The organism is Pseudomonas sp. Root562 (genome assembly GCF_001427125.1).
In the GTDB taxonomy this organism is placed as follows: Bacteria; Pseudomonadota; Gammaproteobacteria; order Pseudomonadales; family Pseudomonadaceae; genus Aquipseudomonas.
In genome coordinates this window covers 158,291-171,493 of record NZ_LMGK01000021.1, presented here as the reverse complement: position 1 = coordinate 171,493, position 13,203 = coordinate 158,291, and the positions used below count along the sequence as shown (strand labels likewise).

Annotated in this window: 13 protein-coding genes; 6 read left to right on the top strand and 7 right to left on the bottom strand. The window is 60.7% G+C overall.

All coding sequences use genetic code 11. From position 1 onward, the window contains the following. Nucleotides 1–19: 19 nt before the first annotated feature. The 5 genes from rng to mreB all read right to left on the bottom strand — a co-directional run bounded on the left by rng (nucleotide 20) and on the right by mreB (nucleotide 4,993). The gene (rng, locus tag ASD60_RS16490; protein ID WP_056855019.1) at nucleotides 20–1,477 is read right to left on the bottom strand and encodes a ribonuclease G; all 1,458 of its coding nucleotides are present in this window, start codon (nucleotides 1,475–1,477) and stop codon (nucleotides 20–22) included. 57 nt (nucleotides 1,478–1,534) lie between these two features. Next, nucleotides 1,535–2,131, bottom strand: a complete 597-nt coding sequence (locus ASD60_RS16485) for a Maf family protein (RefSeq protein ID WP_056855018.1) — start codon at nucleotides 2,129–2,131, stop codon at nucleotides 1,535–1,537. A gap of 32 nt (nucleotides 2,132–2,163) precedes the next feature. Continuing rightward, nucleotides 2,164–2,655: a rod shape-determining protein MreD gene (gene mreD, locus ASD60_RS16480; RefSeq protein ID WP_056855017.1), complete on the bottom strand. Its 492-nt coding sequence runs from the start codon at nucleotides 2,653–2,655 to the stop codon at nucleotides 2,164–2,166. Next, the gene (gene mreC / locus ASD60_RS16475) at nucleotides 2,655–3,812 is read right to left on the bottom strand and encodes a rod shape-determining protein MreC (protein WP_082557604.1); all 1,158 of its coding nucleotides are present in this window, start codon (nucleotides 3,810–3,812) and stop codon (nucleotides 2,655–2,657) included. The genes mreD and mreC overlap by 1 nt, the downstream gene beginning before the upstream one ends. Before the next feature lie 143 nt (nucleotides 3,813–3,955). Next, nucleotides 3,956–4,993 (bottom strand): rod shape-determining protein MreB, encoded by a 1,038-nt coding sequence (mreB, locus tag ASD60_RS16470; protein ID WP_002555108.1) that lies wholly within the window; start codon nucleotides 4,991–4,993, stop codon nucleotides 3,956–3,958. Between the two features lie 211 nt (nucleotides 4,994–5,204). Between mreB and gatC the strand changes: the two genes are divergently transcribed. The 6 genes from gatC to ASD60_RS16440 all read left to right on the top strand — a co-directional run bounded on the left by gatC (nucleotide 5,205) and on the right by ASD60_RS16440 (nucleotide 10,410). Then, nucleotides 5,205–5,492, top strand: coding sequence for an Asp-tRNA(Asn)/Glu-tRNA(Gln) amidotransferase subunit GatC (gene gatC / locus ASD60_RS16465; protein ID WP_007976465.1), 288 nt, complete (start codon nucleotides 5,205–5,207; stop codon nucleotides 5,490–5,492). Nucleotides 5,493–5,508: 16 nt separating this feature from the next. Continuing rightward, nucleotides 5,509–6,960: an Asp-tRNA(Asn)/Glu-tRNA(Gln) amidotransferase subunit GatA gene (gatA, locus tag ASD60_RS16460; RefSeq protein WP_056855015.1), complete on the top strand. Its 1,452-nt coding sequence runs from the start codon at nucleotides 5,509–5,511 to the stop codon at nucleotides 6,958–6,960. Between the two features lie 10 nt (nucleotides 6,961–6,970). Beyond that, nucleotides 6,971–8,416, top strand: a complete 1,446-nt coding sequence (gene gatB, locus ASD60_RS16455; protein WP_056855014.1) for an Asp-tRNA(Asn)/Glu-tRNA(Gln) amidotransferase subunit GatB — start codon at nucleotides 6,971–6,973, stop codon at nucleotides 8,414–8,416. Nucleotides 8,417–8,546: 130 nt separating this feature from the next. Continuing rightward, nucleotides 8,547–8,921: a septal ring lytic transglycosylase RlpA family protein gene (locus tag ASD60_RS16450; protein WP_056855013.1), complete on the top strand. Its 375-nt coding sequence runs from the start codon at nucleotides 8,547–8,549 to the stop codon at nucleotides 8,919–8,921. Between the two features lie 50 nt (nucleotides 8,922–8,971). Then, a complete protein-coding gene (locus ASD60_RS16445) occupies nucleotides 8,972–10,033 on the top strand; it encodes a calcium/sodium antiporter (RefSeq protein WP_056855012.1) in 1,062 nt (353 codons plus the stop codon). Then, nucleotides 10,030–10,410: a carboxymuconolactone decarboxylase family protein gene (locus ASD60_RS16440; protein ID WP_056855011.1), complete on the top strand. Its 381-nt coding sequence runs from the start codon at nucleotides 10,030–10,032 to the stop codon at nucleotides 10,408–10,410. Before ASD60_RS16445 ends, ASD60_RS16440 begins: the two co-directional genes overlap by 4 nt. 108 nt (nucleotides 10,411–10,518) lie before the next feature. Here the strand turns inward: ASD60_RS16440 and ASD60_RS16435 are convergent, their stop codons facing one another. Further along, nucleotides 10,519–11,460: an AEC family transporter gene (locus ASD60_RS16435; RefSeq protein WP_056855010.1), complete on the bottom strand. Its 942-nt coding sequence runs from the start codon at nucleotides 11,458–11,460 to the stop codon at nucleotides 10,519–10,521. A 185-nt stretch (nucleotides 11,461–11,645) separates the two neighbouring features. Next, entirely contained in the window at nucleotides 11,646–13,199 is a 1,554-nt protein-coding gene (gene garD / locus ASD60_RS16430; protein ID WP_056855009.1) for a galactarate dehydratase, read from the bottom strand. Nucleotides 13,200–13,203 lie beyond the last annotated feature (4 nt).

Here is a 13,203-nt window from a genome sequence, read left to right as displayed (position 1 = left end):
AAAATCACGACGCAGCGACTCAGAGCAACACCACGTCGTATTGTTCCTGGGAGTACATGGTTTCCACCTGAAAACGGATGGTGCGCCCGATGAAACCTTCGAGTTCGGCGACGTTGCCCGACTCTTCATCGAGCAGTCGGTCGACAACTTTCTGGTTCGCCAATACACGATAGCCTTCCGCCTGATAGGCGCGCGCCTCACGGAGAATTTCGCGGAAAATTTCGTAGCAAACGGTTTCCGGAGTCTTCAACTTGCCGCGGCCCTGGCAACTCGTGCACGGCTCGCAAAGCACTTGTTCGAGACTCTCCCGGGTGCGTTTGCGGGTCATCTGCACCAGGCCAAGCTCTGTGATGCCAATGATGTTGGTCTTGGCGTGATCCCGTTCGAGCTGCTTCTCCAGCGTGCGCAGCACCTGGCGCTGATGCTCTTCATCTTCCATGTCGATGAAGTCGATGATGATGATCCCGCCGAGGTTGCGCAGACGCAGTTGACGAGCAATGGCAGTCGCCGCTTCGAGGTTGGTCTTGAAAATGGTTTCTTCGAGGTTGCGGTGACCGACAAACGCGCCGGTGTTGACGTCGATGGTACTCATGGCTTCCGCCGGGTCGACCACCAGATAACCACCGGACTTGAGCGGCACTTTGCGCTCCAGGGCTTTCTGGATTTCGTCTTCGACGCCATACAGATCGAAAATCGGCCGCTCGCCGGGGTAGTGTTCCAGACGATCGGCGATCTCCGGCATCAGTTCGGCGACAAACTGCGTGGTTTTCTGGAACGTTTCCCGGGAATCGATGCGGATTTTCTCAATCTTGGGGCTCACCAGATCGCGCAGGGTACGCAACGCCAGGCCGAGATCTTCGTAGATCACGCTCGGTGCGCTGATGGTTTTGATTTGCTCGCTGATCTGGTCCCACAGCCTGCGCAGATAGCGGATGTCCATGAGGATTTCATCGGCCCCGGCCCCTTCGGCTGCTGTACGCAGGATAAATCCGCCGGCTTCCTTGATGCCCTCTTTGGCAACGCAATCGGTGACCACTTGCTTGAGGCGGTCGCGCTCGGCTTCATCCTCGATCTTCAGCGAAATGCCAACATGTGCGGTGCGCGGCATGTAGACCAGATAGCGCGAAGGGATCGACAGTTGCGTGGTCAACCGTGCGCCTTTTGAGCCGATCGGATCCTTGGTGACTTGCACTACCAGGCTCTGGCCTTCATGCACCAGCGCGCTGATGCTCTCGACCGCCGGCCCCTCGCGCAGGGAAATTTCCGATGCATGAATGAAGGCGGCGCGATCCAGGCCGATATCGACAAATGCCGCCTGCATGCCCGGCAATACCCGCACAACCTTGCCTTTATAGATGTTGCCGACGATCCCGCGCTTTTGCGTGCGTTCGACGTGAACCTCTTGCAGGACACCGTTTTCGACCACCGCCACGCGCGATTCCATCGGCGTGATGTTGATCAGGATCTCTTCGCTCATGGCAGGGTCTCGTTCAGGCATGTTCACGGTAATGGCCGCATCTGTTCAGTACGACGCTCAACGCGCGTTATGGGTTTGCCAACAGGGTATGCCGAAATGGCCGAGCACCTCGAAGGTTTCGCACAGCGGCAGTCCGACCACCGCCGAGTAACTTCCATTGAGCCCGGCGACAAACACCGCGCCCAGCCCTTGTATGCCGTAGCCGCCGGCCTTGTCCTGCGGCTCGCCGCTGGCCCAATAGGCCGCGGCCTCGTCACGCGTGATCGGGCGAAAACGCACCAGGCTGGTAATTACCCGAGACTCGCAATGCTCGCCTTCAAGCACGGCAATTGCGGTCAGCACCTGATGTTCGTTGCCGGACAACATCATCAGCATGGCGCACGCGTCGGCTTCATCAAGCGGTTTGCCAAGAATTTTTCCGTCGAGCACCACGGCGGTATCGGCGCCGAGCACACAGAACGATTCTTCAGACACGACCGTACGCTGCCCGGCCTCGGCCTTGCCGCGCGCCAGGCGCTCGACATAGGCCGACGGGGTTTCATGGATCAAAGGGGTTTCATCGATATCCGCACTGATGACGGAAAACGGTACGCCGATCTGCGTAAGCAGTTCACGCCGACGCGGCGAACCAGAGGCGAGGTACAACCGTTTCATCAAGACCTCTCCCTGTCTAATGCCTGAGCGAATTAATTGATTTTGTAGCGTCGACGCAATCCGCGCAAACCGAAGCTGATCCAGGGCCAGAGCAAGGCGCTGACCAGCGCCGGCAACACCAGCGCCAGGGTTGGCTGACGGTTACCGGTCAGGGCGCTGAGCCACAACTGGACCAACTGCGCGAGACCGAAGATCACCAGTATCACCAGGCTCTGCTGCCACATCGGGAACATCCGCAGACGTTGTTGCAGCGCCAGGACCAGGTAAGTGATGAGAGTCAGGATCAATGCGTTCTGGCCCAGCAGCGTACCGTAGAGCACGTCTTCGGCCAGGCCCAGGCACCACGCGGTGACCATCCCGACCTTCTGCGGCAAGGCCAGCGCCCAGAACGCGAGCAACAGCGCCAGCCACAGCGGACGCAGGATTTCCATGAATTGCGGCAGCGGCGAAACGCTGAGCAGCAAACCGATGGCGAATGTCAGCCAGACGATCCAGCCATTTCGGGAGGCAGTAACACCGACCATTATTCTCGTCCCCCAGGAGTAGCCGGCGCAGAGACTGGCGGTTTGGCAGCAGGCTTGACGACGGCAGGTTGAGCGGCCGGTGGTTTGGCGGCAGCGGGTGCGGTCGCAGGCGGTTTAGGGGCGGCCGGGTGCGTGGCCGTTGGCTTGACCGGTGTGGCGGCAGGCGGTGTGGTCGCCGGGGCTGCCGGTGTGGCCGCTGCCGGTGTCGCAGGAGCTGCAACGGCTGACGGGACGAGCGCCGGTTTGGGCACGGTCGCCGGAATAACCGGCCCACCGCCCTGCGCATCCAGGGATTCCTGCGCCTGGGCGGCATCGTTGGCACGCTCTTCCGGGGTACGGGTGTCGCTGAACACCAGCAGCAGGTAACGGCTGCGATTCAGTGCTGCAGTCGGCACCGCACGGACAATGGCGAATGGCTGGCCGGAATCGTGAATCACTTCCTTGACCGTCGCGACCGGATAACCGGCCGGGAAACGCTGCCCCAGACCGGAGCTGACCAACAGATCGCCTTCCTTGATGTCGGCGGTGTCGGCCACATGACGCAGCTCCAGGCGCTCCGGATTACCGGTGCCACTGGCAATTGCGCGCAAGCCGTTGCGGTTGACCTGCACCGGAATGCTGTGGGTGGTATCGGTCAGCAACAGTACGCGGGAGGTGTACGGCATCAACTCCACCACCTGGCCCATCAGGCCGCGGGCATCGAGTACCGGCTGACCGAGAACCACACCGTCGCGCTCACCTTTGTTGATGATGATGCGATGGGTGAACGGATTAGGGTCCATGCCGATCAACTCGGCCACTTCGACCTTCTCGTTGACCAGTGCCGAAGAGTTCAGCAACTCGCGCAGCCGGACGTTCTGCTCGGTCAGGGCGGCAAGCTTTTGCATGCGCCCCTGCAACAGCAGGTTTTCAGTCTTGAGTTTTTCGTTTTCGGCGACGAGTTCGGTCCGGCTGCCAAACTGGCTGGCGACACCTTGCCATAGCCGCTGCGGCAGGTCGGTGATCCAGTAAGACTGCATCAACACCAGCGACATTTGGCTACGCACTGGCTTGAGCAGTGTGAAGCGGGCATCGACCACCATCAGCGCGACCGAAAGCACGACCAGCACCAACAAGCGCACGCCCAGTGAGGGACCCTTGGTGAAAAGCGGTTTAATAAGCCGCTCCTCCCAGGCAAATGTTCTCTTTATTCATACGGCAGCAAACCGGCCTGGATGCAGAGTGACAGAAGATAAACGCGAACAGGCAGCACTGCAAAGTGCCGCCTGCGCGCTCAACAACATAGAGGCGTTCCGGCGACTTATTCGCTGGAAAGCAGATCCATGGTGTGTTTATCCATCATTTCCAATGCACGGCCACCGCCGCGAGCAACGCAGGTCAGCGGGTCTTCGGCGACGATCACCGGCAGACCGGTTTCCTGGGCCAGCAGCTTGTCGAGGTCGCGCAGCAAGGCGCCACCACCGGTCAGCACCAGACCACGCTCGGCGATATCGGAAGCCAGTTCCGGAGGCGATTGCTCCAGGGCGCTTTTCACTGCCTGAACGATGGTGGCCAAAGACTCCTGCAGAGCTTCCAGCACTTCGTTGGAGTTCAGGGTGAATGCGCGTGGAACGCCTTCAGCCAGGTTACGGCCACGAACGTCGACTTCACGAACTTCACCGCCCGGGTAGGCCGTACCGATTTCCTGCTTGATGCGCTCGGCGGTGGATTCGCCGATCAGGCTGCCGTAGTTGCGACGTACGTAAGTGATGATCGCTTCGTCGAAACGGTCGCCGCCCACACGTACGGATTCGGCGTACACCACACCGTTCAGGGAGATCAGTGCGATTTCGGTGGTACCGCCACCGATATCGACAACCATCGAACCGCGAGCTTCTTCAACCGGAAGGCCGGCACCGATCGCAGCGGCCATCGGCTCTTCGATCAGGAACACTTCGCGGGCACCGGCACCAAGGGCCGACTCACGGATGGCACGACGCTCAACCTGGGTGGATTTGCACGGGACGCAGATCAGCACACGAGGGCTGGGCTGCAGGAAGCTGTTTTCGTGAACCTTGTTGATGAAATACTGCAGCATCTTTTCGCAAACGCTGAAATCGGCGATCACGCCGTCTTTCATCGGACGAATGGCAGCAATGTTGCCTGGCGTACGGCCCAGCATGCGCTTCGCTTCGGTGCCGACAGCCACGACACTTTTCTGGTTACCGTGTGTCCGAATGGCCACAACCGATGGCTCATTCAGGACGATACCGCGCTCGCGCACGTAAATAAGGGTGTTGGCAGTGCCCAGGTCAATGGAAAGATCGCTGGAAAACATGCCACGCAGTTTCTTGAACATGGGAAAGGGACCCTAGGCAACGCGTGGGTAAAAAAGTGCGGCAAACTCTAACAACGACAGGGATTTTGGGCAAGGCGCCAATATGTTAAATTGGCCGCTTTTCTGTGCACCAAGCCCCACAATCGCGGCCTTATGACCGTAGAAGTGCGGTAGTGTTCCGACAATCTAACACACGGACGCCGTCCGTTTTGTTTTCCACTGGAGAATCCCAATGGCGCTTGAACGCTCCGACGTGGAAAAAATCGCTCATCTGGCCTGCCTTGGCCTCAATGATGCCGATCTTCCACACATCACTTCGGCCCTCAACAGCATTCTCGGGCTGGTCGACGAAATGCAGGCGGTCAATACCGACGGTATCGAACCGCTGGCTCACCCACTGGAAGCCAGCCAGCGCCTGCGTGCAGACGTCGTGACCGAGACCAATAACCGCGAGGCCTACCAGTCCATCGCACCAGCGGTCGAAAACGGCCTGTACCTGGTTCCGAAAGTCATCGACTAAAGGGAAAGAGCCTGCAATGCATCAATTGACTCTGGCCGAGATCGCCCGCGGACTCGCCGATAAAAAGTTTTCTTCCGAAGAGCTGACCAAAGTCCTGCTGGCGCGCATCGCCCAACTCGATCCTCAGCTCAACAGCTTCATCAGCCTCACCGAAGACCTGGCGCTGTCGCAGGCGAAAGCCGCTGACGCCCGCCGGGCCAATGGTGAGAGCGGCGCGCTGCTGGGCGCGCCGATCGCCCACAAGGACCTGTTCTGCACCCAGGGTATTCGCACCAGCTGCGGCTCGAAGATGCTCGACAACTTCAAGGCACCGTACGACGCCACCGTCGTCGCCAAGCTGGCCGCTGCCGGGGCTGTAACCCTGGGCAAGACCAACATGGACGAATTTGCCATGGGTTCGGCCAACGAGTCGAGCTACTACGGCCCGGTGAAAAACCCGTGGAACCTGGAACACGTGCCGGGTGGTTCGTCCGGTGGTTCGGCGGCGGCAGTCGCCGCTCGTCTGCTGCCAGCGGCGACCGGCACCGACACCGGTGGTTCCATTCGTCAGCCCGCTGCATTGACCAACCTTACAGGCCTGAAACCGACGTACGGTCGCGTGTCGCGTTGGGGCATGATCGCTTACGCGTCCAGCCTCGATCAGGGCGGCCCGATGGCGCGCACCGCCGAAGACTGTGCGATTTTGTTGCAAGGCATGGCCGGTTTCGATCCGAACGACTCCACCAGCATCGACGAGCCCGTGCCTGATTACAGCGCCAGCCTCAACGGCTCGCTGCAAGGCCTGCGCATCGGCGTGCCGAAGGAATATTTCAGCGCAGGTCTGGACCCACGCATCGCCGACCTGATCATGGCCAGTGTCGAAGAGCTGAAAAAGCTCGGCGCCGTGATCAAGGAAATCAGTCTGCCGAACATGCAGCACGCTATTCCGGCGTACTACGTGATCGCCCCGGCGGAAGCCTCGTCCAACCTGTCGCGTTTCGACGGCGTGCGCTTCGGTTATCGCTGCGAAAACCCGGTCAATCTGATCGACCTGTACAAACGCTCTCGCGGCGAAGGCTTCGGGCCGGAAGTGCAGCGCCGGATCATGGTCGGCGCCTACGCGCTGTCCGCCGGTTACTACGATGCCTACTACCTGAAGGCGCAGAAGATCCGTCGCTTGATCAAGAACGACTTCATGGCGGCCTTCAATGAGGTCGACATCATCCTCGGCCCAACCACGCCGAACCCGGCCTGGAAGCTCGGCGCCAAGAACAGCGACCCGGTCGCTGCTTACCTGGAAGACGTCTACACCATCACCGCCAACCTCGCGGGCCTGCCGGGCCTGTCGATGCCGGCAGGTTTTGTCGACGGCCTGCCGGTCGGCGTGCAACTGCTCGCTCCGTATTTCCAGGAAGGCCGCCTGTTGAACGTTGCCCACCAGTATCAATTGAATACTGACTGGCACACCCGCACCCCAACCGGCTTCTGAGGAGACACACATGCAATGGGAAGTCGTGATCGGGCTGGAGATTCACACTCAGCTCACCACCCGGTCGAAAATCTTTTCCGGTAGTTCCACCACCTTCGGTTCCGAGCCGAACACCCAGGCCAGCCTGATCGACCTGGGCATGCCCGGTGTGCTGCCGGTGCTGAACCAGGAAGCGGTGCGCATGGCGGTGATGTTCGGTCTGGCGATCGACGCCGAGATCGGCCAGCACAACGTGTTCGCCCGCAAGAACTACTTCTACCCGGACCTGCCCAAGGGCTACCAGATCAGCCAGATGGAATTGCCGATCGTCGGCAAGGGCCACCTGGACATCGCCCTGGAAGACGGCACGGTCAAACGTGTCGGCATCACCCGAGCGCACCTGGAAGAAGACGCCGGCAAGAGCCTGCACGAAGAGTTCAGCGGCGCCAGCGGCATCGACCTGAACCGTGCCGGCACGCCACTGCTGGAAATCGTCTCCGAGCCGGACATGCGCAGCGCCAAGGAAGCCGTGGCTTACGTCAAGGCGATCCACGCACTGGTGCGTTATCTGGGGATTTGCGATGGCAACATGGCCGAAGGTTCGCTGCGTTGCGACTGCAACGTGTCGATCCGCCCGAAAGGCCAGGTCGAGTTCGGCACCCGGTGCGAGATCAAGAACGTCAACTCGTTCCGCTTCATCGAAAAGGCGATCAACAGCGAAATCCAGCGTCAGATCGAGCTGATCGAAGATGGCGGCAAGGTGATCCAGCAGACACGCCTGTACGATCCGAACAAGGACGAAACCCGTCCGATGCGCAGTAAAGAGGAAGCCAACGACTACCGTTATTTCCCCGATCCTGACCTGCTGCCAGTGGTCATCGAGAACGCGTTCCTCGACGACGTGCGCGCCACCCTGCCGGAATTGCCACCGCAAAAGCGCGAGCGCTTCCAGGCGCAATTCGGCCTGTCGGTGTACGACGCCAACGTCTTGGCCACCAGCCGCGAACAAGCCGATTACTTCGAGAAAGTCGCGAGCATCGGCGGCGACGCCAAACTGGCGGCGAACTGGGTGATGGTCGAACTGGGCAGCCTGCTCAACAAGCAAGGCCTGGACATCGAACAGTCGCCGGTTTCTGCCGAGCAACTGGGCGGCATGCTGTTGCGCATCAAGGACAACACCATCTCCGGCAAGATTGCCAAGGTAGTGTTTGAAGCGATGGCCAACGGCGAAGGCAGTGCCGACGAGATCATCGACAAGCGTGGCCTCAAGCAAGTGACCGACACCGGCGCCATCTCGGCGGTGCTGGACGAAATGCTCGCGGCCAACGCCGAACAGGTCGAGCAATACCGCGCGGCAGACGAAGCCAAGCGCGGCAAGATGTTCGGCTTCTTCGTCGGCCAGGCCATGAAAGCCTCCAAAGGCAAGGCCAACCCGCAGCAGGTGAACGAATTGCTGAAAAGCAAGCTCGAAGGCTAACCACAGGGATCGTTCCCACGCTCTGCGTGGGAACGCCTCTCTGGACGCTCTGCGTCCGCTTATTTTGTGACGCGGAGCGTCACGAGCTGCATTCCCACACGGAGCGTGGGAACGATCATGGGGTCACCTAATGAAGCGTCTGCTAAGTGCCTGCGCCCTCCTCTCGCTCCTTGCCGGTTGCGCCAGCAACGATATCGTCGATCCGCACGGCTATGACAAGACCGGAGTTGCCTCGTATTACGGCGCCAAACACCAAGGCAAGCGCACCGCCAGTGGTGAGCGTTTCAACAAGAATTCCCTGACCGCCGCCCATCGCCAATTGCCTTTCGGCACACGGGTGAAGGTCACTAACCTGAACAACGACAAGTCCTGCGTGGTGCGCATCAACGACCGCGGGCCACATACCCGTGGACGCCTGATCGACTTGTCCCATGAAGCTGCCGCGCGCTTGGGCATGCTCAGGAGCGGCACTGCGCGGGTTCGCGTCCAGGCCCTCGACGACTGACACTTGGAGCCCCAGCCATTTTCGGACTAGCCGACCTACCCCTGATCAGCGTGATCGAATTGCTCAGCGGCCTGGTGCTGTTGATTGCCGGCGCCGAATTGATGGTGCGCGCCGCGGTACGACTGGCCGCGCGCCTGCATGTTCGACCGCTGATCATCGGCCTGACCATCGTCGCCCTCGGCAGCAGCGCGCCGCAGATGGCCGTCAGCCTGCAAGCCACGCTGACCCATAACGCCGACATCGCTGTCGGCAGTGTGATCGGCAGCAGCATATTCAACATCCTGGTCACTCTCGGCCTCTCGGCGTTGATCATTCCACTGCGGGTGTCGCGGCAACTGGTGCGCCTGGATATTCCCCTGATGATCGGTGCCAGCCTGCTGGTTTTCTTACTGGCGTGGAATGAAGAACTGACTCGCGCCGACGGTGTGGTTCTGCTCGCGTCATTGCTTCTGTACCTGGCGTTGCTGCTGCGCCAGTCACGGCATTCTGTGCGTCCGGTATCGGCTCACAGCCACACCGGCGAAGCGCCATGGTTCACCAGCGTGCTGATGATCATCGCCGGGCTGGGGATGCTGGTGTATGCGGGGCATCTGTTGCTGGGTGCAGCGGTGGCGGTTGCCACCGACCTGGGTTTGTCAGAGCGGATCATCGGTCTGACCATCGTTGCGGTCAGCACCTCCTTGCCTGAACTGGCGACATCGCTGATCGCAGCGTTGCGCGGTGAACGGGAGATCGCCGTGGGCAACGTGATCGGCAGTAATTTGTTCAACCTTCTGGGCGTGCTCGGAGTGACGGCACTGCTTGCGCCATCGCCCCTGTCCGTATCGCCCAACGCCCTGGACTTCGACCTGCCGGTGATGCTCGGTGTCGCCGTGCTGTGCATGCCGGTGTTCTACTCCGGTTATCGCGTGACCCGCGCCGAAGGCCTGCTGTTTCTGGGCTTGTACCTGGCTTACGGCCTGCACGTGTTGTCGTTCACCACCGGCATGCCACTGGCGGGCAAGCTTGAGCACCTGATGCTGTTTTTCATCCTGCCGGCGCTGGTGGCATTTTTGTTGTTCACGTCGCTGCGCGCCTGGCGGCGCCAACACCACAAGAAGGAATTGCCATGACCGAGCATAAAAAACCCGGCGTTGAAGTACGTCGCCAAGTGATGGGCGACGCCTTTGTCGACCGCGCCCTGGGCAACGCCACAGATTTCACCCAGCCATTACAGGATTTCGTCAACGAACACGCCTGGGGCGCCGTGTGGAATCGTGAAGGCTTGCCGCTGAAAACCCGCAGCCTGATCACCCTCGCCGCGCTGACCGCGCTGAAGTGCCCGCAGGAATTGAAAGGTCATGTACGCGGCGCACTGAACAACGGCTGCACCGTGGATGAAATCCGCGAAGCGCTGCTGCATTGCGCGGTGTATGCCGGTGTGCCGGCGGCAATCGATGCGTTTCGGGCGGCGCAGGAAGTGATTGATAGCTACCAGAAGCCGGAGTAATCAGGTCCGCCCCCTTCGCGGGCAAGCCTCGCTCCTACAGGGGATATCGAACCCGTAGGAGCGAGGCTTGCCCGCGAAGAGCACTGATACACGCCGCAAATCTATCGATTAAATCCACCCACCCCACTGCAACAAAAAGATCCCGATATTGGTGGTGACCGCTGCCATCAGCGTGGTGATCACGATGATCGCCGCCGCCAATTCATGATTGCCGTCCGCCGCGCGGGCCATGACGAAACTGGCCGCTGCAGTCGGGCTGCCGAAGTACAGGAACAGAATCCCCAACTCCGCACCACGGAAGCCCCAGAGCCAGGCGCCGAGTGTCGCCAGGATCGGCAGGCCGAGCATTTTCACCAGGCTCGAGCTGAATGCCATCGAACCACTTTTGCGCATCGCCGCCAGCGACAACGTGCCGCCAATGCAGATCAACGCCAACGGCAAAGTGGTTTGCGCCAGATATTGGCCGGACGTCTCCAGCCATCCCGGCAGACTGATTTTGAAGTACGCAAACGGGGCCGCCGCAAACACGCTGATGATCAACGGATTGACCATGACGCTTTTGCAGATGCTCCACGGATCGGACTTGATCACCGGGCTGTACACCGCCAGCACGATGGTCGACAGCGTGTTGTAGAACAGGATGACCAACGCCGCGAGAATCGCCCCGAGGGAAATCCCATAGTCGCCGTACATGCTCGCTGCCAGCGCCAGGCCGATGACCCCGTTGTTACCGCGAAAGGCGCCCTGGGTATAAATTCCGCGGTCTTCGCGCGGGCATTTGACAATCGCCCAACCCCAGGCGATGGCAAAGCACACCAGGGTCGCGAGGGAGAAATAGATCAGCAGCGCCGGTTGCAGCGCGGCGTGCAGGTCGGCATGCAGGATGCCCAGAAACAGCAACGCCGGCATGCTGACGTTGAACACCAGGGCCGACGCGGTGTGGATGAAGTTGTCGTTGATCCAGTCGATGCGTTTGAGCAACACCCCGAGAAACAGCATGGCGAACACCGGTGCGGTGATGTTCAGGGTTTCGAGGAAAATTGCCAGCATGCCGGGGGTAACCTTGGGTGAGCGTCGTTAGTAGGCTAATGATAAGCCACTTTCACCCGGATCGTTCCCACGCTCTGCGTGGGAATGCCTCTTGTGACGCTCTGCGTCGAGCTTTTGGGACGCAGAGCGTCCCGGGCTGCATTCCCACGCAGAGCGTGGGAACGATCAGCTCCCTCGCCACAGTCTCAGGTGATCGGCGCCGGGTTGAACAAGGTGATGTCGTTATGCAGCTTGTGCTTCTCAGCCCACGTCTGCTGCTTGCCGCTGGCCACATCCAGATAGTAGTGGAACAACTCCCAGCCCAGCTCCTCGATGGAGGCCCGGCCTGTAGCAATGCGCCCGGCGTCAATGTCGATCAGGTCCGGCCAGCGTTGCGCCAGTTCCGTCCGGGTCGACACTTTCACCACGGGGGCCATGGCCAAGCCATAAGGCGTGCCACGTCCGGTGGTGAACACGTGCAGGTTCATCCCCGCCGCCAGTTGCAACGTCCCGCAGACGAAGTCGCTGGCCGGGGTCGCGCAGAAGATCAGGCCTTTGTCCTTGAACCGCTCGCCAGGGCCGAGCACGCCGCTGATTGCGCTGCTGCCGGACTTGACGATCGAGCCCAGGGATTTCTCGACGATGTTCGACAACCCGCCCTTCTTGTTGCCTGGCGTGGTGTTGGCGCTGCGATCCGCTTCGCCCTTGGCGAGATAACGGTCGTACCAGTCCATTTCCCGTACCAGTTCCTCGGCGACCTCCCTGGTCTGCGCCCGAGATGTCAGCAGGTAGATTGCGTCGCGCACTTCGGTGACTTCGGAAAACATCACCGTCGCGCCCGCCCGCAGCAACAGGTCCGAGGCATAGCCGAGGGCCGGGTTGGCAGTGATGCCGGAAAACGCATCGCTGCCACCGCACTGCATGCCGAGAATCAGCTCGGACGCCGGCACGGTTTCCCGACGGCGTTGATCAAGCTTCTTCAGACGGATTTCCGCCAGCTCCATGATCTGTTCGATCATCTCGGTAAAACCGTGACTGGAATCCTGCAGGCGATAGAGCCACGGCTCGCTCAAGTCCACCGAGGCATCGTCCTCGTGCATCACTTGCCCGGCCTGCAATTTCTCGCAACCCAGGCTGATCACCAGGGCCTCACCACCCAAGTTCGGGTTGCGCGCCAGATTGCGCACAGTACGAATCGGGATGTAGGCGTCGGTGGCCGTAATTGCCACGCCACAGCCGTAGCTGTGGGTCAACGCCACCACGTCATCAACGTGCGGGTACTTGGGCAGCAATTCGTCCTTGATACGCTTGACCGCGTGGTCGAGCACACCGGTCACACATTGCACGGTGGTGGTGATGCCAAGGATGTTGCGCGTGCCGACGGTGCCGTCGGCGTTGCGATAACCCTCGAAGGTGAAGCCTTCCAGCGGTGCTTGCGCGGCCGGCACTTCGGTAGACAGCGGCAGGCTGTCCAGCGGTGGCGCGGTCGGCATGCGCAGTTGATCTTCCTTGACCCAACTGCCGCGTGGAATCGGCTGCAAGGCGTAGCCAATGACCTGGCCGTAACGAATCACCTGGCCACCCTCGGGAATGTCTTCCAGGGTGACCTTGTGGCTCTGTGGCACGAAGTCCACGGTGACCAGGCCATCGGCAAACTCGGTGCCGGCCGGGACGCCCTGATCGTTGACCACGATCACCACATTGTCCCGCTCGTGCAGGCGGATGTAGCGCGGCGAGTCGGAATGTTCAATCAACTGCATGACG